At 68.9% G+C, this 22,797-nt stretch carries 16 protein-coding genes; 8 read left to right on the top strand and 8 right to left on the bottom strand.

All coding sequences use genetic code 11. From position 1 onward, the window contains the following. Positions 1 to 28: 28 nt before the first annotated feature. The 3 genes from BO221_RS33695 to BO221_RS33685 form a co-directional block, all read right to left on the bottom strand. Positions 29 to 484 (bottom strand): SMI1/KNR4 family protein, encoded by a 456-nt coding sequence (locus BO221_RS33695; RefSeq protein WP_073564965.1) that lies wholly within the window; start codon positions 482 to 484, stop codon positions 29 to 31. A 71-nt stretch (positions 485 to 555) separates the two neighbouring features. Beyond that, positions 556 to 993 (bottom strand): SMI1/KNR4 family protein, encoded by a 438-nt coding sequence (locus BO221_RS33690; protein ID WP_073564964.1) that lies wholly within the window; start codon positions 991 to 993, stop codon positions 556 to 558. 2 nt (positions 994 to 995) lie between these two features. Next, the gene (locus tag BO221_RS33685; RefSeq protein ID WP_073564963.1) at positions 996 to 2,510 is read right to left on the bottom strand and encodes an HNH endonuclease; all 1,515 of its coding nucleotides are present in this window, start codon (positions 2,508 to 2,510) and stop codon (positions 996 to 998) included. Positions 2,511 to 2,724: 214 nt separating this feature from the next. Between BO221_RS33685 and BO221_RS33680 the strand changes: the two genes are divergently transcribed. The 6 genes from BO221_RS33680 (at position 2,725) to BO221_RS33655 (ending at position 13,093) form a co-directional block, all read left to right on the top strand. Beyond that, on the top strand, positions 2,725 to 3,498 hold the full coding sequence (locus BO221_RS33680) for a 2,3-dihydro-2,3-dihydroxybenzoate dehydrogenase (RefSeq protein WP_073564962.1): 774 nt from the start codon (positions 2,725 to 2,727) through the stop codon (positions 3,496 to 3,498). A 61-nt stretch (positions 3,499 to 3,559) separates the two neighbouring features. Beyond that, positions 3,560 to 4,786, top strand: a complete 1,227-nt coding sequence (gene dhbC / locus BO221_RS33675) for an isochorismate synthase DhbC (RefSeq protein WP_073564961.1) — start codon at positions 3,560 to 3,562, stop codon at positions 4,784 to 4,786. Continuing rightward, on the top strand, positions 4,783 to 6,423 hold the full coding sequence (locus BO221_RS33670; RefSeq protein ID WP_073564960.1) for a (2,3-dihydroxybenzoyl)adenylate synthase: 1,641 nt from the start codon (positions 4,783 to 4,785) through the stop codon (positions 6,421 to 6,423). The genes dhbC and BO221_RS33670 overlap by 4 nt, the downstream gene beginning before the upstream one ends. A 13-nt stretch (positions 6,424 to 6,436) precedes the next feature. After that, positions 6,437 to 7,342 carry an isochorismatase family protein gene (locus tag BO221_RS33665; RefSeq protein WP_073564959.1) on the top strand — a complete coding sequence of 302 codons (906 nt, stop codon included), beginning with the start codon at positions 6,437 to 6,439 and terminating at the stop codon, positions 7,340 to 7,342. A 25-nt stretch (positions 7,343 to 7,367) separates the two neighbouring features. After that, positions 7,368 to 11,678: a myxochelin non-ribosomal peptide synthetase MxcG gene (gene mxcG, locus BO221_RS33660; protein ID WP_073564958.1), complete on the top strand. Its 4,311-nt coding sequence runs from the start codon at positions 7,368 to 7,370 to the stop codon at positions 11,676 to 11,678. A 38-nt stretch (positions 11,679 to 11,716) separates the two neighbouring features. Beyond that, a complete protein-coding gene (locus BO221_RS33655; protein ID WP_073564957.1) occupies positions 11,717 to 13,093 on the top strand; it encodes a class II 3-deoxy-7-phosphoheptulonate synthase in 1,377 nt (458 codons plus the stop codon). A gap of 178 nt (positions 13,094 to 13,271) precedes the next feature. On the opposite strand, the gene BO221_RS33650 is transcribed toward BO221_RS33655, so the two are convergent. Further along, positions 13,272 to 15,098, bottom strand: a complete 1,827-nt coding sequence (locus BO221_RS33650) for a hypothetical protein (protein ID WP_073565145.1) — start codon at positions 15,096 to 15,098, stop codon at positions 13,272 to 13,274. Between the two features lie 121 nt (positions 15,099 to 15,219). Between BO221_RS33650 and BO221_RS33645 the strand changes: the two genes are divergently transcribed. Beyond that, positions 15,220 to 16,278 (top strand): hypothetical protein, encoded by a 1,059-nt coding sequence (locus tag BO221_RS33645; protein WP_073565144.1) that lies wholly within the window; start codon positions 15,220 to 15,222, stop codon positions 16,276 to 16,278. On the opposite strand, the gene BO221_RS33640 is transcribed toward BO221_RS33645, so the two are convergent. From BO221_RS33640 to BO221_RS33630, 3 genes are all read right to left on the bottom strand, one after another. Next, on the bottom strand, positions 16,198 to 17,115 hold the full coding sequence (locus tag BO221_RS33640) for a sterol desaturase family protein (RefSeq protein WP_083681756.1): 918 nt from the start codon (positions 17,113 to 17,115) through the stop codon (positions 16,198 to 16,200). The genes BO221_RS33645 and BO221_RS33640 overlap by 81 nt on opposite strands. An 11-nt stretch (positions 17,116 to 17,126) precedes the next feature. Further along, positions 17,127 to 17,774 carry a TetR/AcrR family transcriptional regulator gene (locus BO221_RS33635; protein ID WP_073564956.1) on the bottom strand — a complete coding sequence of 216 codons (648 nt, stop codon included), beginning with the start codon at positions 17,772 to 17,774 and terminating at the stop codon, positions 17,127 to 17,129. A gap of 136 nt (positions 17,775 to 17,910) precedes the next feature. Continuing rightward, a complete protein-coding gene (locus BO221_RS33630; RefSeq protein ID WP_073564955.1) occupies positions 17,911 to 19,200 on the bottom strand; it encodes a GTPase family protein in 1,290 nt (429 codons plus the stop codon). 146 nt (positions 19,201 to 19,346) lie between these two features. Between BO221_RS33630 and BO221_RS33625 the strand changes: the two genes are divergently transcribed. Then, positions 19,347 to 19,931, top strand: coding sequence for a hypothetical protein (locus BO221_RS33625; protein ID WP_073564954.1), 585 nt, complete (start codon positions 19,347 to 19,349; stop codon positions 19,929 to 19,931). A 28-nt stretch (positions 19,932 to 19,959) separates the two neighbouring features. On the opposite strand, the gene BO221_RS33620 is transcribed toward BO221_RS33625, so the two are convergent. Continuing rightward, complete coding sequence (locus tag BO221_RS33620) at positions 19,960 to 22,770, bottom strand: PAS domain S-box protein (RefSeq protein ID WP_073564953.1); 2,811 nt, start codon at positions 22,768 to 22,770, stop codon at positions 19,960 to 19,962. Between the last annotated feature and the right edge of the window lie 27 nt (positions 22,771 to 22,797).

Genomic DNA, 22,797 nt, shown 5'->3' with positions numbered 1-22,797 from the left:
CATGTATTTGCCGCCGGGCGTGAAGAGGTTACCCAGGCAGGTCCTCGCCGTCATGCAGGCGGGCCATGAAGTCAGTGAAGCTGTCTGCTACGGGGTAGATGAACATCTCCACGGTGACCAGGGTGACCTTGGGTTGCTCCGATGATTCTCTGTAGTCGAAGCACAAGTACTCGCCACCAGGGGTGCTGGCGAACGGGTAGACGCCGCCGGGGACATGTGGCTTCACTGCCTCGTACGCACTCATGATGGAGTATGTCCACCACTTATGGTCTTCGATGATCGTCAGCAGCACATTGACGACATTGGTGCCTCTGCCCACGTTGAAAACATCAGGATGGGGAGTCATCCCCTGGTACTGAGCGGCTACTTCCTTGTAGTCCTTGGGAAAAGTAATACCCAGCTGATGCTCGAGTTGCTCGAACTCTCCAGACGGAACAGGGTGGGGCTCGTCCCAGAGATAGGGTATCCATTTCAGTGTCGTCATCAGTGTCCTCCGCTCCAGATTTTCATGCTTCCCGTGAGCAAATGGTGTCACGTGTATTTCTTGGAGACGGTCTATCCATTGTAGAGGCTATTCATGAACGACATGAAATTGTCCGCGATGGGGTGGATGGACATTTCCGCCGTCACCAGGACAACCCTGGGCTGCTCTGGTGCGTTTCTGTAGTCGAAGCACAAGTACTCACCGCCGGGAGTAAGGGCGAAGGGGAAAATCCCCGCTGGAACATGCGGACTCAATACGTCATGCGCCCTGCTGATGGAGTACGCTTCCTTTTCTCGGTCCGCGCTGACGATCAACAAGACGCTGAACGCGTCATTGCCTGTGCCGACATTGAAGGCGCAAGGTTCCGGCCCCATTCCCTGGTATGTGGAGACGAGTTCTCTGTACAAATCAGGTAGCTTGAGCTTCCACTGTTGCTCAAGCTGGTCGAGAACCTGCGAGTCCACTGGATGGGGTTCGGTCCACAAGTAGGGCTCCCATTGGATCTTCACGGCTACTGACCTCCTCCCCAGATTGCCATGCCACCCGTGTGTGGCGCAGCAAGCTGGTGTTCATCGAGGTTCACCAGTTGCATTCTTCCAATATCCTGATGATGGTGCCAGGAGTAACCCTCCGGTGGCTTTGTGGAGGTAGGGAGCTTCTCGATGGCTTCGGTGCTGAGCCCAAGCTCCTTGGCCAGACCAGGGGCTTTCTTGATGGCTTGGGAGAGTTTCTGGTTCGCGGCTTTGTAATGTGAAAAGCGCTGACCGCTACCGATATGGATGTCATCCAGCAGAGTCTCAAATTTGGTATTGAACTCCGCGAAGCCATCTTTGTCAAAGCGGAGGGTGCGCTTGCCATTGGTGACTGTTTGCCCAGCCCGGTTACGGCCCAGGTTCGTGATGGGCTTGGGCGGATTTCTTGTACCAGGGTAGGGCAGGATCTTCCCATCCTCGGTGAACCTCGGCTTGCGCCATGACTCGATGGACGGCAGGCGGTGGTTGCTAGGAGCGTCTCCGCCCCCGTCCTTGCCCTGGGAGGCCATGGCGAGGGCGCCCGGAGCCAGTGTCAGGGTGAGGCTGCCCTGGCCCACCAGCACCTGCCGCACCTGACCCACCGCCGCCAGCTCCAGGCCCATCTGCGTCCTGGCCATGAGGGAGGCCTGTGCGTAACCCGGCAGACCCGGCCCCTTCATGAACAGGTTCGTCGTAGAGCCGAGAGCGGCCGTGGCCAGCATCACCAACAGGCGCCCCACCTGGGCGCCCATCACCCGGCCAAAGCGCTCACCCGCCTCGCGCACCTCGGCGAAGGTGCGCGCTTGCTGGGTCTCCAGCTCCAACTGCCTCCAGCCCTGCAGCAAGCTCCACACCGTGTCCACGCCCAGCCAGGCCACCATGAAGCAGCCGAAGGAGACGGCGGCCGCCTGGGTCACCGGATTGGGAAACGCGAGCATGGCGAGGTAGCCGGCGAGGGCAGTCATCACCATGGATTGCAGTGCCACCGGGTCCACCATGCTGGCCCAGACATCCACCGAGCCTTCCCAGACAGAACCCAGGGCAATGGTCAGCGCCAGGGTGCGCCGTGCCTCGGCTCCCAGGGAGCGCGCGTTACCCAGCAGTGACAGGCAGTCGCCGGGGGTGCCCCGGCGTTCGCACCAGAACCGATAGCCCCGAGTCACTGCCGCGCCTTGGTCCTCCTGCCCAGGCTGGCCACATGAGGTGAGCGCCAGCCGATGGCGGGAAGGGGAGGGGAGCTCCAATCCGGCCACCAGCCGGGCCATGGCCGAGTCGAACTGCGCCGCGGTCACCTCCACGGGCATCGCGCGTGGGGGGACGAGAGTCCGCGAGGCTCCTTCCTCCGTCTCCACGCGGACCTGGATGCGGCTGTGAGGACCTTGCATCGCGCCGGGGTCGGACTCGGCCACCCGTGCCCCATCCGTCGCGCAGGCGGCCAGCAGCAGGCTCGCCACCAACAGGCGTGCCGTCACCTGCCTCGTCCCGAGGATGCTCTTGCGATGGGTGTCCGGCATGGTGGCACGGCAGCTTACGAGCCTTCTCTCGTCGCGGTGAGCGGCCGCTGATGCCACCTCCCACGTCTTGCCATCTGGCACGACTTGCGAGGAATACCTCTTGACTAGGAGTGCCAGAGCATGGCACCAAGGCGGCTAGAGAATGATAATGATAACCATTCTCAACTTCTGATTCTCGCGCGGACCGGGCGTTCCGGGCCGTGGGAGGGAGCACATGGGAACAACCACCAGAGTGGCCCTGGTCACCGGGGCCGCGCAGGGCATCGGTGCGGCCGTGGCACGGGCGCTGGCCGGCGAGGCGTCGATCGCGGCGCTCGACAGGCGGGAGGAGGGACTGTCCTCCCTGGTCGCGGAGTTGCGCGAGCGCGGCTGCCGCGCCGCCGCCTTTCCTGCCGATGTGAGTGACAGCGCCGCGGTGGAAGCGGCGGTCGAGCGGATCGAGCGCGAGCTGGGTCCCATTGGCATCCTGGTCAACGTGGCCGGTGTGCTGCGGATGGCCCCGGCCGTGTCCCTCAGCGATGAGGACTGGGCGGCCACCTTCGCGGTCAACACCCACGGCGTCTTCCACGTCTCGCGCGCCGTCGCCCGCCGCATGGTGCCGCGCCAGTCGGGCACCATCGTCACCGTGGGCTCGAACGCCGCTGGCGTGCCCCGCATGCAGATGGCCGCCTACGCCGCCTCCAAGGCCGCTTCCACCATGTTCACCAAGTGCCTGGGGCTCGAACTGGCCCAGCACGGCATCCGCTGCAACGTGGTGTCTCCTGGCTCCACCGACACGGCCATGCAGCGCGCTCTCTGGGCCGATGAGCACGGCGCCCAGGCGGTGATCGCCGGCTCGCCCGAGACCTTCCGCGTGGGCATTCCGCTGCGCCGGATCGCCACCCCGGCCGATATCGCCGAGGCGGTGGCGTTCCTCGTCTCGGACCGCGCCCGCCACATCACCCTGCATGACCTCTGTGTCGACGGGGGCGCGACCCTGGGCGCGTAGCGCCTTGGTGTCTCCAGAATTTGCGATTGGTTGTCATTTTCAATTTCAAGAGGTGATTGAGATGGTCGGAACTTCCTGTGCGTCGCGGATGCTGGCGACGCAGTTGCTCGAGAGCTACGAGGCGGGCTCGTCGTTCTTCTTCGCCTCGCCCAAGCGGACGCTGTTGGCGAGGGGCACGTTCGCCACGGTGCCGCACTCCGGAGGCACCAACGCGCTGACGCGCCTGCCCGAGCGCGTGGCGGCGGTGCTCAACGAGGCCCGCGATGCCGACCACGACATTCCCGTGGCCGTTGGCGCGGTGCCCTTCGACAGCTCGATTCCCGCCCAGCTGGTGGTGCCCATGACGCTCCAGCGCGCGGGGCCGCTCGAGTTCGGTTCGGACGTTCCCGCGCAGCGCCCGCTGGCCGAGCGCTACACGGTCCAGCCGGTGCCCGAGCCCGCGGCGTATCTCAACGGGGTGAGCCGGGCGCTGGAGTTGATGGGAAGCGGGCCGCTGCGCAAGGTGGTGCTGTCCCGCGCGCTCCAGCTCAGCACCGCCACGCCCATCGACCTGCGCCAGCTGCTGCGCAACCTGGCCCGGCGCAATCCCTCGGGCTACACCTTCGCGGTGGACCTGCCCCCGCTGAAGGGCTCCGCGCCCGAAGCGGGGCGGCGCACGCTGATTGGCGCCAGTCCCGAGCTGCTGGTCTCCCGTTCGGGGTTCCAGGTGGTGGCCAACCCGCTGGCGGGCACGACTCCTCGGAGCGCGGACCCCGTCGAGGATCAGGAGCGGGCCGCCGCGCTGCGGGTCTCGCCCAAGGATCTCCACGAGCATGCCGTGGTGATCGACTCGGTCGCGGAGGCGCTGCGTCCGTACTGCAAGAACCTGGTGGTGCCCAAGGAGCCGTCGCTCGTCAGCACGCCGACCCTGTGGCACCTGTCGACCCGGATCAGCGGTGAGCTGTTGGATCCATCCATCTCGTCGCTGACGCTGGCCGTGGCGATGCATCCCACGCCGGCGGTGTGCGGCTACCCGGCCGAGCTGGCCCACGAGGCGATCGGTTCGATCGAGCCCTTCGATCGGGGCTTCTACACGGGCACGGTGGGGTGGTGCGACGCGAATGGTGATGGCCAGTGGGCCGTGACCATCCGCTGCGCCGAGGCCGGCGAGAACTCGCTGCGGCTGTTCGCGGGGGCGGGAATCGTGGCGGGCTCGAAGCCCGAGTCCGAGCTGGCCGAGACCGAGGCGAAGTTCCGCACCATGCTCCAGGCGATGGGGCTGGGGCAGGGCGTCGAGGTGCAGCGATGACGGCGCATCTGGAAACCGCTCCACTTCCGGGCTGCCCCACGTGGCCCGAGGAGTTCGCCAGGCGCTACCGGCGGGCCGGCTACTGGTGCGGCGAGACCTTCGGACAGCTGCTGCGCGATCGGGCCCGGAGCCACGGTGAGCGTACGGCGCTCGTCGCCGGAGCCCAGCGCTGGAGCTACCGCGAGCTCGACGAGCGGGCGGACCGGCTGGCCGCCGGGCTCCAGGCACTGGGAATCAAGCCGAGGGACCGGGTGGTGGTGCAACTGCCCAACATCGCCGAGTTCTTCGAGGTCATCTTCGCGCTGTTCCGGCTGGGCGCGTTGCCGGTGTTCGCGCTGCCCGCGCACCGGAGCGCGGAGATCAGCTACTTCTGCGCGTTCACCGAGGCGGCCGCCTACATCATCCCGGACAAGCACGGGGGATTCGACTACCGCACGCTGGCCGGGCAGGTCCGCGAGAGGGTGCCGGGTCTGCGGCACGTGCTCGTCGCCGGTGAGGCCGGTCCGTTCACCTCGTTGAGCAGTCTGTACGCCGAGCCGGTCGAGTTGCAGGGGCCGAGCCCCAGTGACGTGGCGTTCTTCCAGTTGTCGGGTGGCAGCACCGGCATCCCCAAGCTCATTCCGAGGACGCACGACGACTACATCTACAGCCTGCGCGGCAGCGTGGAGATCTGCCAGCTCGATGGCTCCAGCGTGTACCTGTGCGCGCTGCCCGCCGCGCACAACTTCCCGCTCAGCTCGCCGGGCGTGCTCGGCACCCTGTACGCGGGAGGCACGGCGGTGCTGTCGCCGTATCCCAGCCCCGACGTGGCGTTCCCGCTGATCGAGAAGGAGCGCGTCACCATCGCCGCGCTGGTGCCTCCGCTGGCGATGATCTGGCTGGAGGCCGCCGCGGCCAGGCGGCACGACCTGTCGAGCCTGCGGGTGTTGCAGGTGGGTGGGGCGAAGTTCAGCGAGGAGGCCGCGCGGCGGGTGCGCCCCACGCTCGGGTGCACGCTGCAGCAGGTCTTCGGAATGGCCGAGGGTCTGGTCAACTACACCCGGCTGGATGACCCCGAGGAGATCATCGTCAGCACCCAGGGCAGGCCGATCTCCCCGGATGATGAGATCCGGGTGGTGGACGAGGACGGCCGCGAGGTCGCTCCCGGTGAGACGGGCCTGCTCCTGACGCGCGGCCCCTACACCATCCGTGGCTACTACAAGGCCGAGACGCACAACGCGCGGGCGTTCACCCCCGACGGCTTCTACAGCACCGGAGACGTGGTGCGGGTGACGCCCGAGGGCTACCTGGTGGTGGAGGGCCGCGAGAAGGATCAGATCAACCGGGGCGGCGACAAGGTCGCGGCCGAGGAGATCGAGAACCACCTGCTGGCCCATCCCGCCGTCCACGACGCGGCGGTGGTCGCCATCCCGGATCCGTTCCTCGGCGAGCGCACCTGCGCGTTCGTCATTCCCCGCGAAGCACCGCCGCCCACCACGGCGCTCACCGCCTTCCTGCGCGAGCGCGGACTGGCCGCCTTCAAGATTCCCGATCGGGTCGAGTTCGTCGACGCGTTCCCGAAAACGGGAGTCGGGAAGGTCAGCAAGAAGGCCCTGCGCGAAACGCTCACCCGGCGGAATACCGCCTCCACCCCCTGAAAGGAGTCACTTCATGGCACTCCCCTCCATCGCCCCCTATTCCATGCCCGGCACGGCCGACCTTCCCAAGAACAAGGTCTCGTGGACGCCGGATCCCCAGCGCGCCGTGCTGCTGATCCACGACATGCAGCGCTACTTCGTCAACGCCTTCACCGAGGGGCAGTCGCCGGTGCCGGAGCTGATCGCCAACATCCAGCGGCTGCGGCAGCACTGCGCCTCGCTGGGCATCCCCGTGGTGTACTCGGCCCAGCCCGGCGGCCAGACGCCCGAGCAGCGGGGCCTGCAGCTGGACCTGTGGGGGCCGGGCATCAACGGCGGTCCGGACCAGAAGCAGATCGTCGACGCGCTCACCCCGGGCGAGGGCGACATCCTCCTCACCAAGTGGCGCTACAGCGCGTTCGTCAAGACCGGGCTGCTGGAGCTGCTGCGTGAGCGCGGGCGCGACCAGCTGATCATCACCGGCATCTACGCCCACATCGGCTGTCTGCAGACGGCCAGCCACGCCTTCATGCACGACGTGAAGGCCTTCCTGGTCGCCGACGCGCTGGGCGACTTCTCGCGCGAGCAGCACATGCTGGCGCTGAACTACGCGGCGAAGCTGTGCGCCGTCACCACCACCACGCAGCAGGTCATCGACGAGCTGCGGCCCGTGGCCTCGCGGGAAGACGGTCCCCTGAGCCGCCAGCAGGTGCGCTCGGATGTCGCCGAGCTGCTCCAGGAGGCGGCCTCCATCGGTGACGACGAGAACCTGCTGGAGCGGGGGCTCGATTCGATCCGGCTCATGAGCCTGGTCGAGCGCTGGCGGCGCACCGGAGCGGAGATCTCCTTCGTGGAGCTCGCCGAGCGCCCGACCCTGACCGACTGGTACGCGCTGCTGTCCTCGGCGGCCCCCCAGCGTCCTTCCCATCACGTTTCGTAGTCAGCGGTACATGGAGTCCCGAGCGATGCACGATCCACAGAATGTCCGCTGGCCTCTGTCAGCGGCCCAGCACGGAATCTGGCTGGGCCAACAGTTCGACCGCACGAGCCCGGTGTACAACGCCGGTGAGTGCATCGAGATCCGCGGTCCCGTCGACCCGGCGCTCTTCGAGGCCGCGGTGCGGCAGGCCGTCTCGGAGGCCGAGGTGCTGCACGCTCGCTTCGTGACGGAAGGGGAGCGGCCCGTGCAGCTCCTCGAGCCGCGACAGGACTGGACACTTCATGTGGCCGATCTGAGCGGGACTCCGGATCCGTGGGAGGCGGCTCGGTCGTGGATGCGCGATGACCTGGCCCGGCCCGTGGAGCTCAGCCAGGGACCCCTCTTCGCGCAGGCGCTGTTCAAGGCCGCGCCCGACCGGTTCTTCTGGTACCAGCGCGCTCACCACATCGCCCTGGATGGTTTTGGCTTCTCGCTGATGGCGAGGCGGGTGGCCGAGCTCTACACCGCGCGGGCCGCGGGACGGCCTGTCACGGGCGGCTTCGGCCCGCTGCGCGCCGTGCTGGACGAGGACGCGGCCTACCGGGCCGGCCCGCAGTTCGAGCTCGACCGGACCTTCTGGACGGAGCGTTTCGCCGACCGGCCCACCCCGGTGGGCCTCGCGGAGCCCGCGCCCATGTCGGCCAGCTTCGTGCGGCAGACGCGCCACCTGTCACCCGGTGACATGGAGCGGCTGCAGGCGGCCGCGCGCCAGGCGGGCCTGGCCTGGTCGGATCTCGTGCTCGCGGCCACGGCGGCCTGGCTGCACCGGAGGACCGATGCGCCGGAGGTGGTGCTCGGCCTGCCGGTGATGTCGCGGCTGGGCTCGGCCGCGCTGCGGGTGCCGTGCATGGCGATGAACATCGTGCCCTTGCGCATCCCGGTGCGTCCGGGGACCGGGTTGATCGACCTGGCCCGCGAGGTGGCCTCGGAGCTCCGCACCGTGCGGCCCCATCTGCGCTACCGCTACGAGCAGCTCCGGCGGGATCTGCGGCTGGTCGGTGGGCAGCGCCGGCTGTTCGGCCCGGTGGTCAACATCATGCCGTTCGACTACGCGCTGCGCTTCGCGGGCATGCCGGCCATCGCGCACAACCTCTCCGCGGGCCCGGTCGAGGATCTGTCGATCGGCCTGTACGCCAGGTCCGACGGCGGTGGACCGCGAATCGACTTCGACGCCAACCCGGCCTGCTACAGCGCCGACACACTGGATTCCCATCAGCGCGAGTTCCTCCAGTTCCTGGAGTCGTGCGTCGCCGCGCCCGAGAAGGCGGTGGGCCGCTCCAGCCCGCTCTCGTCCATTCTCGATGGCGGGCCACTCCCCGTGCCCGCGCGTCCGGTCCTGAATCTGATCACCGAGCAGGCCCACGAGCAGCCCGACGCGATCGCGGTGGAGCACGGCCCGCACCGGCTGAGCTACCGCGAGCTGATCGAGGCCTCCCACGCGCTGGCGGGCCGGCTCGTCGCGGCGGGTGTTCAGGCCGACACTCCCGTGGCGGTGATGGTTCCGCGAGGAATCGATGCGATCGTCGCGAGCCTGGGTGTGCTGTTCTCCGGGGCCGGTTACCTGCCGATCGATCCCTTCGGCCCCTCGTCCCGGACCACCGCGATTCTCGAGGACGCCGCGCCCGGGTTGATCATCACCTCTTCCCAAGGCACGACGCCCGGTGCGGGCCCGGTGGCCCCGGGCCATCTGGTCGTGAGCAGGAATGAGAAGGCCACCCACCGTGTCTCCGGGGAGGCGCCACGGAAGGCGGACGAGCAGCTGGCCTATGTCATCTATACGTCCGGCTCGACCGGTCAGCCCAACGGGGTGCAGATCTCCCGGGGCGCGTTGGCCCACTTCGTGGCGGGGGCAACGCAGCGCTACGGCGTGAACCGCGAGGACCGGGTGCTTCAGTTCGCACCGCTGCACTTCGATGCCAGCGTCGAGGAGATCTTCCTCACCCTGTGCGCGGGCGCGAGGCTGGTGCTGCGCACCGATGAGATGCTCCAGTCGGTGCCGCGGTTGCTCGGTGCCTGCGCGGCGCATGGCATCACCGTGTTGGACCTGCCCACGGCGTTCTGGCACGAGCTGGCCTACAGCGTCTCGACGGACGCGGCCCGCCTTCCTTCCTCGCTCCGCCTGGTGATCATCGGAGGCGAGGCCGCGCTGCCCGAGCGTGTCGCACGCTGGCGCGCCGCCGTGGGGCCCGAGGTGCTGTTGCTCAACACCTATGGTCCCACCGAGGCCACCGTGGTGGCCACCGCCGCCACGCTCAGCGGCGGCACCAGCACCGCGTCCACCAACGACGAGGTGCCCATCGGCTGTCCGCTTCCCGGCGTGAGCGCGGCGGTTATCGACTCGCATGGCCGGCTCGCCGCTCCGGGCACCGAGGGAGAACTCTACCTGCTGGGCGGTGCTCTGGCGCGAGGCTATCTGGGCCGTCCGGAGCGGGATGCGGCGCGCTTCATCCCCCTCGAGGCACTGCCCGGCAGCCCACGCGCCTACCGCACCGGTGACAAGGTCCGGCTTCGCGGGGATGGGCAGTTGGTGTTCGCCGGCCGCGTGGATGACGAGTTCAAGATCAGCGGCCACCGGATAGACCCGGCCGAGGTCGAGACCACGCTGCTCGGTCACCCGGGGGTGCGCGAGGCCGCCGTGGTCGGGCAGGTGCTGCCCGGAGGCTCGCGGCGGCTGTGCGCGCACATCGTCGCGGCCGAGATTGTTCCCTCGGCGGCGGAGCTGCGCCGGTTCCTCCTGTCCGAGCTGCCAGCGCCCATGGTCCCCAGCGCCTTCGTGTTCACCGAGCGGTTGCCCCGGACCAGCACGGGCAAGCTCGATCGGGCCGCGCTGCGTCACGTGTCACCCGCCGGTGAGTCCGCTTCGGTGACCACCGCGGCCACGGAGCTCGAGCGCGTGGTGTTGAACGCCTGGGAGCAGGTGCTGGGCGTGAGCGGTGTGTCGGCGCAGGACGACTTCTTCGAGCTCGGAGGCCAGTCGCTCCAGGGCATCCAGGTGGCCAACCGGCTCGGCGTCGCGCTGGGCCGCGAGGTGCCCGTGGCCACGGTGTTCCGTTACCCCACCGCCGCCGCGCTGGCGCAAGCGCTCGAGCGTGGCGCGGAGTCTGGCTCGGACGGCGGCGGTCTCACGCCCGCCATGCTCGTGGATGCCGAGCTCCCCGAGGAGATCGTTCCCCGGCAGGTGGGGAAGGGGCAGGGGACGGACGCCCGGGAACCGCGGCAGGTCCTGCTGACCGGCGCCACCGGCTTCGTCGGCGCGTATCTGCTCGACCAGTTGTTGCGCCAGACGGATGCGCGGGTGGTCTGTCCCGTGCGTGCCCGTGACGAGGCGCATGCGATGGAGCGGATTCGCGCGGCCATGAAGGCCTGGCGGCTCCCGGACACGGGCCTCGCCGAGCGGGTGCTGGCACTGCCGGCCGATCTGACCCAGCCCTGGCTCGGTCTGGGTTCCGCGCGCTTCCACGGACTGGCCGCCGAGTGCGATGCCATCTACCACAACGCCGCGGTGGTCAGCGTCGTGCGCGAGTACGGCAGCCTGCGGGCCGTCAATGTGCAGGGGACCCGCGAGCTGCTCCGGCTGGCCGCCGCCGTGCGGCCCAAGCCGTTGCACTACGTCTCCACCCTGGCGGTGGCCCCGCCGGCGAATCTCGCCCCCGAGGTTCCCGAGGAGTTCGTGCCAGCCCACGCGGGGCTGCGCGATGGCTATCAGCAGAGCAAGTGGATCGCCGAGCGGCTGGTGCAACAGGCGGCGGAGCGGGGCCTGCCGGTGTCTGTCTACCGGCTGGGGCGGGTCGTGGGCGCTCCCGGTACCGGCACCATCAATCCGCAGGATCTCGTCTGGCGCATCCTGTTGGCTGGCATCCCCGCGGGGGCCTTGCCCCAGCTCGACGTGAGCGAGGCGTGGACGCCGGTGGACTACGTGGCGCGGGCGCTCGTCCGGCTCTCGTTGGTGCCCCAGCCCGGTGCGGTGTTCAACCTCACGCCCGCGCCGGAGGTGCGGCTGAGCGAGCTGTTCCGCCAGGTCCGCGACTACGGCTACCCGGTTGACCTGCTTCCGGTCCCCGAGTGGTGCACCCGCGTGGCGGAGAGCAAGGACGGCGCGGCGCACAAGGCCACGCTGGCGTTCTTCGAGCTGCGCTCGGGCTCATCGGAGCCCACCTTCGGCCTGGGGCCCACCCGCTGCGAACGTTTGACCCGAGCGCTCGCGGGGACCGGCATCTCCTGCCCGCCGGCCGACCGCCAGCTGCTGTTCCGCTACCTGGATTCCTGCGTGGAGCAGGGCCTGTTGCCCGCTCCCTGACCCCTTTCATTCCCCCCAGCTTGAAGAGCCCTACCGTGATGACCCGAAACTGGACCCCCCGTTCCTGGCGGGAAATGCCCGTCAGGCACATGCCCGAGGACTACCCCGATCCTCGAGCGCTCGCCCGCGTCGAGGACGAGCTGTCGCGTCTGCCTCCCCTGGTGTTCGCGGCGGAGACGCGCCGCCTGACCACCGCGCTCGGCCTGGTTTCCCAAGGCAAGGCCTTCCTGCTGCAGGGCGGTGATTGCGCGGAGAGCTTCAAGGAGTTCACCGCCGACAACATCCGCGACACCTTCCGGCTCATCCTCCAGATGGCGGTGGTGCTCACCTTCGCGGGCGGACGCCCGGTGGTGAAGGTGGGCCGCATCGCCGGCCAGTTCGCCAAGCCCCGCTCCAGCGCCGTCGAGACCATCGGCGGTGTCACCCTGCCGGCCTACCGCGGCGACAACATCAACGGCATGGAGTTCAACCCGGCCGAGCGCACGCCCGATCCGAAGCGGTTGATCAAGGCCTATCACCAGTCCTCGGCCACGCTGAACCTCCTGCGCTCCTACGCCCAGAGCGGCTACGCGGACCTCTGCAACCTCCACCGGTGGACGCTCGACTTCGTCGCGGGCAGCCCCCAGGGAGAGCGCTACCGCAGGCTGGCGGATCAGATCTTCGAGTCGCTGACCTTCATGAGCGCCCTCCATGTGCACCCCGAGACGCAGTCCTCGCCGGTCCCGGTGGATCTCTTCACCAGCCACGAGGCCCTGCTCCTGAACTTCGAGGAGACCATGACCCGCGCGGACCCCGTGTCGGGCGAGTGGTTCGACGCTTCGGCCCACATGCTGTGGATCGGCGAGCGGACCCGCCAGCCCGATGGGGGCCATGTGGAGTTCGTGCGCGGCATCCAGAATCCCATCGGCATCAAGTGCGGCCCGACCATGGAGCCCGACGAGTTGTTGCGGCTGATCGACATCGTGAACCCCAAGGGCATCCCTGGCCGGCTGACGCTCATCGGCCGTTTCGGCGCGGACAAGGCCGCCGAGTGTCTGCCCCGGCTGATGGCCGCCACCCGGCGCGATGGCCGCCCCGTCGTCTGGTCGAGTGACCCCATGCACGGCAACACGCAGAAGGCGGGCAACGGCTACAAGACCCGGCCCTTCGACCGCATCCTGTCGGAGGTGAAGACCTTCACCCTGGTGGCCGAGGCGGAAGGCGTCCATCCCGGTGGCCTGCACCTGGAGATGACCGGACAGAACGTCACCGAGTGTCTGGGCGGTGCCCGGGCGGTGACCGAGGACGACCTCTCCAGCCGGTACCACACGCACTGCGATCCCCGGCTCAACGCCGACCAGGCGCTGCAGCTCGCCTTCATGGTGGCCGAGAAGCTCCGCGCCGAGCGCCTTCCCCAGGAGGCCCGGGCGGCCTGAGGGGAGACGAAGCGGCCCCTCCGCGACGAGTCGCCACGTAAAAATGAGAATGAGAACCATTTTCATTCTCTTCTGTGCGTGACTCCTCGTTGCCGGGGAGGCCCAGGCGCAAGAACCTCCGTCCGAGGGGGGCGGGTGAGTCCGCGGTAGCGCCAGCTCCGCAGCAGGCCCATTCTTCTCAGTAGAGGTTCACCGCGTCGAAGGGGCGGTTGAGCTTGCTGCGTGCGCGGGGCAGGGCCTTGCGCACGGCCTCGGCGTCACCGCGCGAGAGCGCCTGCACCAGCGGCTCCGTCTCCGCTGGCGTCGTGGTGCTCGCCTGGGCGCAGCGCAGGGCCTCCGTCCAATCCCCGCTGCCCTCGGCGAGTGCCTGTCCCGCGAGGCTCTGCGCCGCCCGCAGCGGATCTCCGATGGCCCGCGCCTGCTCCGCCGCCCGTGAGAACCACTGCGCCGCGGTGGCCGGCTCCGTGGCCAGCAAGTGCAGCCCCAGGTCCGCGGCGATCACCTGCTGGTGCAGCGGGTCTCCCAGCTCCCCGGCGCACGTGAAGGCCTCGGTGTAGCTGGCCACGGCCGCCTCCCGCTCCCCGTTGGCCATCTGCAGCGCGGCCAGCCGGTAACGGTGGTGCTTGGCGAAGTTGGCGCCCCAGTTCTCGCTGATCTTCTCGAACCGTCTCCAGATGGCGATGGACTCCGCGAAGTTCCTCGCCGTCTCCTGCAGGTAGCTGGCGTTGGAGATGAGGTTGATCTTCAGGTGCGTGGCGCTCGCGTCGTGCAGATCTCCCACGCACCGCATGGCCAGCTTCTCCTGCTCCTGCGCCAGGGGCAGCTTCTTCTCCAGGAAGTACGTGAGCGCGTACACGTTGCGCAGCCACGCCTCGTGCAGCTTGCGCAGCGGCGTGTCCAGCCCCGCCATCAGCGCGATTCCCGCCTCCACCTCGGCGCGGGCATCCGGAAGCTGCGCCAGCCGCTTGGTCCGCGTGAGCGCCCGGAACATGCGCATGTGCGCCAGCCGCTCCGGCGGCGCCTTCCGCTCCAGCGCCCGGCCGAACGCCTCCAGGGCCTCGTCGTGCTGGCCCGTGAAGACGTGCACCACGCCGATGCCGCGCTCGAAGAGCACGCGCAGCTCCTCCGCGTCCCCCAGGCTGCTCTTGTCGATCTCGATGGCCGGCGTGGAGAAGCCCGTGTCGAGCGCGTCCCAGCCCTCGGCCACGCGCGCGGGGGAGAGTCCCGTCCCCGCCGCGTCGAGCAGCGCCAGCCCGCGCTCGGCGGCGAGCATCGCGCCCTCGTAGTTGGTGGTGAAGAAGCAGCTGCGGATGGCGAGCACCGCCGCGGCGATGCGGTGCTCCAGCGGAGCGTCGTCGTCCACCACGGCGCCCAGGTAGCGGCCCTCCAGGTCCACCGCCGGCTCGAGCGCCCGGCCGGACACGGGGCCCACTCCGCCCCCAGGCGGCGTGGTGCGCATGCGCTCGCACAGCGAGCCCAGGAAGTCCCTCCGCCGCTGCTCGAAGAATGCCGCGTAGTGCTGCCGGCGCGTGTTCCATCCGGTGAGCAGGATGCGGCCCTCCAACTGCTCCAGCCGGCCCCACTCGGCCGCGCGCATCACCGCGCGCAGGCTGACCAGATCGCACTCGCCCGCGCCGTGGATGACGAGCGGCCGCCCGCTCACCCGCAGCGTCTCCACGATGGCGCGCGCTCCCAGGTTGAGCACCCAGAACATCTGCTCGGACTCGCGGTGGAGCCGGCGCTCGGACGGGGTAAGCGCCAGGTCCGTCAGATCCGGCGCGCCCTGGATGGCGCCGGGGAAGAGCCGGTTCCACTCGGCCGGGCGCTGGAGCGCCAGGGGACGCACGGCGTCGGGTGCCGCGTCCTCGCACGCCCGGAGGATCTTCCTCAGTCCTCCGAACGCCACGGGCAGCGCCACGCCAGCGTCCACTTCGATGGACCGGCCTGGCACCACGGCGGGCGAGCCTCCATCGACCAACACCGCGATCGCGCTTCGCTGACTCACAGCCACCTCGGGGGGGTAGGGACCGTGCAGGGGCAACAGCCCTTTGCAGCCCTATCGTCCCAATTTTCTTGGATTACGGCAATCCGTCAAACCCCCGGGGGCTGCTACAGTGTGGGCGTCCATGAGCACTTTGGCTCCGGGAGAGTCCCCGGTCCTGTCCTTCCGGCACATGCTGTCGGATGCGGTTTGTTCGTTCCTCCATGAGACGGGGTTGAGCCCCGCGGACGTGGGAGATCCCCTCAGCGAGCTCATCGTGACGCTCTCGCGCTACCGCGAGGAGGGCGAGCCGCTCTTCCCCGTGGCGTTCCTCGGGGACGATCTGGAGGGGATGCTGCGGGTGCTGGGTGGCCGGGAGCCGGTGGCCATCGGCAGGGGCCCGAGGACGCGGGAGACGATCCAACGGGCGCTCAAGCAGTGCGCGCCGCTGGGGCAGGGGCGGTGGTGGTCGCTCTACGTGCTGCTGGTGCCGGAGGGCTTCGCCTACGGGGTGTTCCGGACGGAGCCCTTCCCGCTGGAGGAGACGCCGCTGGAGCGCATGCGCCGAGCGGGAGACCGCTCGTTGCGCATGGTGGGGGTGTTGCAGCTGGCGGAGAACATCATCGAGCTGAGGGCCATGGGCGGCCTCTACCGGCACGTCTTCCTGTCGGGTGCGCGAGTGGAGTCGACGCTGCCCACGGTGGCCATGGACGAGCTGGCGCTGGGGCTGACGGCGGACGTACCGGAGCCGGCGCGCGGCTACACGCGGGACTTCTACCGGCGCGTCCTCTTCGAGGCGATGCAGGCCTCGCACGGCACCCTGGTGGCGGTGTTGCCCCGGAGGAGCGAGGGCTCGCCGCTGTTCGTGGACGGCGTGTTGCTGGAGGCGCCCATCGACATGGTGGCGCGGGTGATGCGCTACCACGAGACGCGGGAGGTGGAGGCGGCGTCGGCGGTGAGCTCGGCGGCGCAGTTGCTGCGCGGGATGATGGCCACGGATGGCATCACCGTGCTGCGCTCGGACGGCGTCATCCTGGGCTACAACGTCTTCATCCGGCACCCCGAGTCGCTCATCCGCGAGCCCGCGCGCGTGGGCGGCGCGCGGCGGCGGACCTACGAGGTGCTATGCGCCTGGGTGGGACGGCAGCTGACCACCGCCTTCTTCCGCTCGCAGGACGGCGCCATCGCCTGCTGCCGGGACTGAGGCCTCCGGCGGCTTCCAGCCCGGCCCGCGGAACACCAGTCCCAGGCGCACGCGCAGCGGGTTGGGGCGCAGCACGTCGCGCAGGATGGCCGCGTACTCGTGGAAGGCGATGCGCAGCGGGTTGTACGTGTGGATGTTCTTGGTGAGCCCGTAGATGGGGCGCTCGTCCTCCGCCTGGAAGGTGCCGAAGAGCCGATCCCAGATGATGAGGATGCCCGCGTAGTTCTTGTCCAGGTAGCGCGGGTTGGCGCCGTGGTGCACGCGGTGGTGCGAGGGCGTGTTGAGCACCCACTCGAGCGGACCCATGCGGCCGATGGCCTCGGTGTGGATCCAGAACTGGTAGAGCAGGCTGATGGCATGGGCCAGGAGCACCATGGCCGGGTGGAAGCCGAGCAGCGGCAGGGGCGCCCAGAAGAGCAGACCCGACATGGGCGTCCACGTCTGCCGCAGGGCGGTGGAGAGGTTGTAGTGCTCGCTGGAGTGGTGCACCACGTGCGAGGCCCAGAAGAGGCGGGACTCGTGATGGACGCGGTGGAACCAGTAGTAGCAGAGGTCCTCGGCGAAGAAGAGCAGCACCCAGGCCAGCAGCCCATCTCCCATCCTCAGGGGCGTGAGCTCGTAGAGCACGGAGTAGAAGGCGTACTCCACGCCCTTCCAGAGCATGTAGATGAGGGAGTAGACGGTGCCCATGGTGAGGCTGGCCGCCGAGTCCTTGACGGTGTAGCCGGCGTAGCCCTCCTGGCGGTGCCGGGCGAGCCAGGCGATCTCCACGCCCATGAGGAGGAGGAACGCCGGCGTGGCGAGCTGGGTGGGATCCAGGGACTGGAGATCGGCCATGGTGCGGCTCCCTAGGGTGGGGGTGGAGAGGAGAACGCGCTGCGGGCGAGCTGGACGAGCAGGGCGAGCATCCGCCGGTGATCCGGATTGGCGGGGAGGGCCACACCGCCGACGGCGGCGCCCTGCACGGCGTTGAGGATGAGCTCGATGATGGCGTCGAAGCCGGGGTGGGTGGCGGCCACGTCGGGGAAGAGCTCCCGGGCGACGCGGTGGAGGTGGCGCCGGTGGGGCGGATCCACGGTGCTCAGCGCGGAGGCGAGCTCGGAGTCGGTGCGGGCGGCGACGTACAGCTCGATGGCGGCGAGGAGCTCGGGGCGCTGGTAGATGGACCAGAGGCGCTCGATGGCCTGGGCGACGCGGTCTCCGGGGGAGGGGACGGTGGCGTCGATGGTGGAGCGGTACTCGTCGATGATGCGCGGGAAGAGGTGCTCGACGGCGGCGCCGAGCAGGGCGGCCTTGGTGGGGAAGTGCTTGAAGAGGGCCCCGTGGGAGATGCCGGCGCGCTGGGCCACGGCGAGCGTGGTGGCGCGGGCATAGCCGAGCTCCACGAGGCACTCGACGGTGGCCTCGAGCAGCTTGAGGCGGGTGGAGTCCCGCCGCTCCTGCTGGGTGCGCCGGACGCGAGGTGCCGCCTCCCGCCCCGGGGACGAATCAGACATGGAGGAAGTGTAGCGCCCGAGGCTCCAAAAAGAAAGTGAGTGCTCACTCTCCAAATGGAGGCAGTGGGGGAAACCGTGCAATCCACCCCTCTCCCTCTGGGAGAGGGACGGGGTGAGGGTCTGGATGCTCGCGTGCTCAGCCCTCGGTCAGGGCGCGCTCGGGGTGGGCCTCGGCGGAGGAGCGGGTGGACTGGTACAGCCGGTGGGCCTCCTCGGCGGACACGCCGCGCAGGAAGTACGCGCGGGCGGCGGTGCCGATGGCGAGCGTACCGGCGAAGGCGACGGCGCCGGAGACGACATTGCCGGCGCCGGGGAAGACGAACTTGACGAGGGCGCGGGCGGCCTCGCGGAGGGCGAAGGCTGCGCCCACGTTGACGCCGAGGGCGGCGAGGAACTCGCCGGAGGCCTTGAGGTCGAGCTGGCGGCCGGAGATCCACCCGATGCCGGCGATGAGGCTGAGCTGGGCGGAGGTGATGGGGATGATGTCGGCGACGGGGAGGGGGACGGCGGCGACGCCCATGCAGAGCGAGGCCATGGCGCGGGTGAGGGTGGTGGCGAGCTCCTCCTGGAGGGAGCGCACGCGCGTCACGCGGGCGAGGACGAGCCGGCCCTGCTCGGGCAGCTCGCGAAAGAGCACCTGGGCGAGCTCACCCAGCCTCCATCGCTCATCCGAGCGGATCGTCCCATCCGGGCGCCAGGACAGGTAGGTGGATACGCCGAGGACGTTCACGAGCTCGCCGCGCAGCTCGGGGCGGGAGCGGAGCTTGTCGCGCAACTGGCGCTCGGCGGCCTCGACGTGACGGAGCTTCTCCTGGAGCTCGGCGGGGTCCTGCGATTCGGAGAGGTGGAGGTCGGTGCGCTTGGGCTCGAGCAGATCGCAGTGGGTGACGACGCCGATGAGGGGAGGGCGGAAGCCATGGGCCTGCTCGACGGCGGAGGCGAGCTGCGTGAGGACATCGAGGTCGGCGTCGATGGCGGAGTCGACCTCGGAGGCCTTGATGAGGAAGAGGAGGGCGTCGGGGGCCTTGCGGCGGACCTCGGCGAGGATGGAGTCGAAGGGGGTATCGGCGGCGTCGGCCTCTTCGGGGCGGGAGCCCTCCTGGAGGCCGCGGGTGTCGAGGATGGAGAGGGTGCCGAGCTCGCCCTGGACATCGAACCAGCGGCCCTGGCCGGTCTGGGCCTTGACGTGGCCGACCTCGGCGACGCGGGCGCCGAAGAAGGCGTTGATGAGGGAGGACTTGCCGGCACCGCGGCGGCCCACGAGGACGAGATTGGGCGAGCGTTGTTCGAGCAGCAGGGCGCGCAGGTGGGTGATCTTCTGACGGATGTCCCGGGCGAGCGGATCCGGGACGCGGTCGAGCATCTCCTCGAGGCGGCGGACCGTCTCGGAGATTTCGAGGAACGTGGGTTGGGTGGGGTCGGCCATGGGTGCTCCTCGGAGATGAACATATCAGCGGAGGGGGCCGGACCGGGCAGCCTGGCGGGGGCTCGCTTCCGCTGGCCGAGGGGAGTCACAACGGGTCGCCAGGGATTCCGTACAGGGAACCTGTCTTTTCCCGAAGGAGTGGGATCATGTTGGACTCTCGGATTGATCAACGCTTCAAGCGGACGTGGGACTTCTTCCTGGCCAATGTGGAGGGATTGTTGCTCGGGACCCTGGTGGTGCTCGTGGGCTCGATCTTCGTCATTCCCGCCCCCTGGCTCGCGCTCAACCTGTTGCAGGAGGTGCTCGAGTGTTCTCGCAGCGGCCGCCGCGTCCGGTGGCAGGCCGCGTATGAACGGAAGGGCAACTTCCTGCGGAGCTGGGGAATCGCCCTGGCCATGGGAATTCCCATCGCCATCGGCTTCATGTTGCTCATCGTGCCGGGGGTGCTCCTGTGGCTCTACTGGTTCCATGCGCCGATGCTCGTCGCCGATGGCCGGAGGGTGGGAGATGCGCTCTCCGAGAGCGGCCGCATCTTCCGCGCCCGCAGCGACTGGGCGAGCTACTTCCTCAACTGGCTCGTCCTGGCGGTGCTCTGGGGGGTGGCCGGGTTGACCGCCTTCGCCGTCATCCTCACCCTGCCGCTCACGCTCGCCTACCTCGCCCTCTGCTACACGGACGAGACCGGACCGGTGTCGCTCACCGCTCTGCCGAAGCGGGAGATCGTGGTGTGAGCCTCGCCCCCCGCTCCGGCACGCGCTTCTAGACGCGCGAGGGGCCTGAGGGGTGGGCCGCCGGTACCGTGAAGAAGAACGTCGTTCCGGCGCCCACCTGGCTCTCGGCCCAGATGTGTCCCCCATGGGACTCGACGATGCCCTTGGCGATGGCCAGCCCGAGCCCCGCTCCACGCTTGTCCGTCCGGCTGGCCTGCCAGAACCGGTCGAAGAGGTGGGGCAGGTGCTCCGCTGGAATGCCGGGACCGGTGTCGGCGACCCAGAACAGGACCTCCTCTTCCCGGGCTCCGGCGCCGACCCGGATGTGTCCTCCCCGTGGCGTGAACTTGATGGCATTGCCAATGAGGTTCTCCAGCACCTGGGCGAGCCGATCCCGATCGCCCCACAGCTCCGGCGGAGCGCCCCGCTCATCGAGCCGAAGGTCCAGGGTCTGCTCCGAGGCGATGGCCACCTGGGTTTCGAGCACCTCGGCCAGGAGCTTCGCCGTGGAGACACGAGCACGTTGAATGGAGAGCGTCCCGGCCTCCATCCGCCCGGCATCGAGCAGATCCTGGATGAGCCGGTTCATCCGGCTCGCGTTGCGCTGGATCGCATCGAGCGCGGGTTGCTCCCGGTGCTCGAGTGGCTGGCCCCGGCGGCGCAGGAGTTGAAGTTGCAGGAGGATTCCATTCAGTGGGCTCCTGAGATCGTGAGCCACGATGCCCAGGAGATCGTCGCGTGACCGTACCGCGCGGCGAAGTGCCTCTTCCGTTTCCTTCAAGTCCGTCACGTCCGCATCCACCGCGATGGCTCCCGAGGACCTGCCCTGCGCGTCATGGAGCGGCAGCGCGGACTTCATGAGGACCTTCCGGCTGCCATCGGGACACTCGATCCGGATCAACTCTCCGATGCAGGTTTCCCCCTTCGTCAGTGCGCGGGTGAGGGGCCAATCGTTCTTGCAGAGAGGCTCGCCGGTATCGGCGTGCCAGCCCTTGCAGTCGCCCAGGCCGGGTGTGAGCGCGCCGGCCGCACCCCAGAGCCGCGAGGCGGCGGGATTGGCGCGGATGATGTGTCCGGTGGTGTCCGCGACCCGGAGCCCGACCGGGATGATCTCGAAGATGCCGCTCAAGAGCTGTTCGCGCGTCCGGAGGGCCTCCTGCGCCTTCATCCGCTCGCTCACGTCCTGGAGCACGCCAATCGCGCCGATGATTCGTCCCTCGGAGTTGCGGATGGGGGCCGCGCTCCCGAGGATGGGGAATCGTGTGCCGTCGGGCCGCTCGACGATGAATTCCGCGCCAATGATGGTTTCACCGGTTCGAAGCACACGGGAAGAGACGAGCTGCTCGCGCGGCACGGGGGTCCCGTCGGGATGGAGGATGAGGTTCGCGTATTGGGCGCTGCCCCGCTCGGGCGAGAGCTTGATGCCGAAGAGCTCCTCCGTCCGCGGATTGGAGAAGACGTTCCCCTCCGGCTCGATCAGGATGATGCCGAGCGGCACGGTTTCGAGCACCGCGCGAAGCCAGCGCCGCTCCTCGTCGAGCTGTGAAAGGAGCCGCTCCCGCTCCTCTTCCCGCGCCTTGCGCTCGGAGATGTCGCGAATGAACATGCTCGTCCACTCCGCGCCGTGGTCTTCGCGGAAGATGGAGGAGGAGAGCTCCACCGGAAAGCGCGAGCCATCCTTGCGCTTCATCGTGAGCTCTCCGCGGAACCGTCCGCTGCGGCGCCGCTCGTCGAGCGCGGCCTGGAGCCGTGGGTCGGAGGGATCGACCACGGCCTGCCGGCCCAGCCTCCTCAGCTCCTCCTCGGTGTAGCCGAACATCCCCGTGGAGGCCTGGTTCGCCATGAGGACGCGCCCATCCGGCGCCGTCAGGAGCACTCCATCCATGCTGTGATCGAAGATGGCCCTGTAACGGAGCTCGCTCTCGCGCAGTGCTTCGCGCATCCGTCTGTGCTCGGTCACGTCATGGAAGTACACCGAGAGCGCTTGCGGCGTGGGGTACAGGTGGGCCTGGAACCACCTGTCGAGAATCGCGGAGAAGGCTTCGAACTCGAGCGGCTTCTGCTCCTGCATGGCCTGGCGGTACCCCCGGCTGAAGGGCGAGTCCCACGTCTCGGGGAACTCTTCCCAGAGCACCTTGCCGAGCAGTTGCTCGCGGCGATGCCCGAGGAGCTCCTCCGCCCGCCGGTTGATGTAGGTGAAGCGCCACTGGCCATCCAGGGCGAAGAACGCATCGGTGATGCTCTCGAGGACACCGGTCATGCGGTCCTCGGAATCCTTGGCGCGGGTCCGCTGCCGCGCGAGCTCCTCATTCGCCTCGCGGAGCTGGCGATTGGCCTCCTGCAGTTGCTGCGCGCGCCGGTAGATCTCCACCTCCATTTCCCCCGAGCGCGTACGCAGGGCATTCATCACCGCGGTCTGCTCGAGCCCCTTCCGCTGGATGTAGACGAGCTCCGTCACGTCCTCCACCCGATGGATGATGCAGGTGACCTCGCCGTGCGCGTCCAGCACCGGTGTGTTCAGCGGACTCCAGAACCTCTCCTCGAAACCGCCTTCCCGCAGGGGGATGTCGTACTTCTGCACCGCCATGGCCTCCGGTGCACGGCCGTGGAGCACGCGCTCGAGCGAGCTCCGGAGGTTGCTCACACCGGTGGCCGTGGGATCGGCGGGGTTGTCGGGAAAGACCTCGAACAGGGCGCGGCCGAGGATGTCCTGGCGGCGTGTCAGGGTCGCGCGGAGGTAGGCCTCGCTCACCGCGATGATCGTGAAGCGCGGTGGATCCGGCGCGAGGACGAGGAGGGGCTCTGGGACCGATTCGAACACGGCCCGGAAATCAAGGGCACGGTCGCCAGGCTCGGACATCGTAAGGACCTCCCCACCCATGGAAAC

It is taken from the genome of Archangium sp. Cb G35 (assembly GCF_001896145.1).
Taxonomy (GTDB): domain Bacteria; phylum Myxococcota; class Myxococcia; order Myxococcales; family Myxococcaceae; genus Archangium; species Archangium violaceum.
This window is presented reverse-complemented; position numbering and strand designations above follow the sequence as displayed.

What these genes read in the sequence shown, in the direction of transcription:
- dhbC (WP_073564961.1), top strand. Translation starts at nt 3,560, where the DNA reads ATGGTCGGAACTTCCTGTGCGTCGCGGATGCTGGCGACGCAGTTGCTC.
- BO221_RS33695 (WP_073564965.1), bottom strand. Translation starts at nt 484, where the DNA reads ATGACGACACTGAAATGGATACCCTATCTCTGGGACGAGCCCCACCCT.
- BO221_RS33640 (WP_083681756.1), bottom strand. Translation starts at nt 17,115, where the DNA reads ATGGCCGATCTCCAGTCCCTGGATCCCACCCAGCTCGCCACGCCGGCG.
- BO221_RS33625 (WP_073564954.1), top strand. Translation starts at nt 19,347, where the DNA reads ATGTTGGACTCTCGGATTGATCAACGCTTCAAGCGGACGTGGGACTTC.
- BO221_RS33635 (WP_073564956.1), bottom strand. Translation starts at nt 17,774, where the DNA reads ATGTCTGATTCGTCCCCGGGGCGGGAGGCGGCACCTCGCGTCCGGCGC.
- BO221_RS33655 (WP_073564957.1), top strand. Translation starts at nt 11,717, where the DNA reads ATGACCCGAAACTGGACCCCCCGTTCCTGGCGGGAAATGCCCGTCAGG.
- BO221_RS33630 (WP_073564955.1), bottom strand. Translation starts at nt 19,200, where the DNA reads ATGGCCGACCCCACCCAACCCACGTTCCTCGAAATCTCCGAGACGGTC.
- BO221_RS33685 (WP_073564963.1), bottom strand. Translation starts at nt 2,510, where the DNA reads ATGCCGGACACCCATCGCAAGAGCATCCTCGGGACGAGGCAGGTGACG.
- BO221_RS33665 (WP_073564959.1), top strand. Translation starts at nt 6,437, where the DNA reads ATGGCACTCCCCTCCATCGCCCCCTATTCCATGCCCGGCACGGCCGAC.
- BO221_RS33670 (WP_073564960.1), top strand. Translation starts at nt 4,783, where the DNA reads ATGACGGCGCATCTGGAAACCGCTCCACTTCCGGGCTGCCCCACGTGG.
- BO221_RS33680 (WP_073564962.1), top strand. Translation starts at nt 2,725, where the DNA reads ATGGGAACAACCACCAGAGTGGCCCTGGTCACCGGGGCCGCGCAGGGC.
- BO221_RS33620 (WP_073564953.1), bottom strand. Translation starts at nt 22,770, where the DNA reads ATGTCCGAGCCTGGCGACCGTGCCCTTGATTTCCGGGCCGTGTTCGAA.
- mxcG (WP_073564958.1), top strand. Translation starts at nt 7,368, where the DNA reads ATGCACGATCCACAGAATGTCCGCTGGCCTCTGTCAGCGGCCCAGCAC.
- BO221_RS33645 (WP_073565144.1), top strand. Translation starts at nt 15,220, where the DNA reads ATGAGCACTTTGGCTCCGGGAGAGTCCCCGGTCCTGTCCTTCCGGCAC.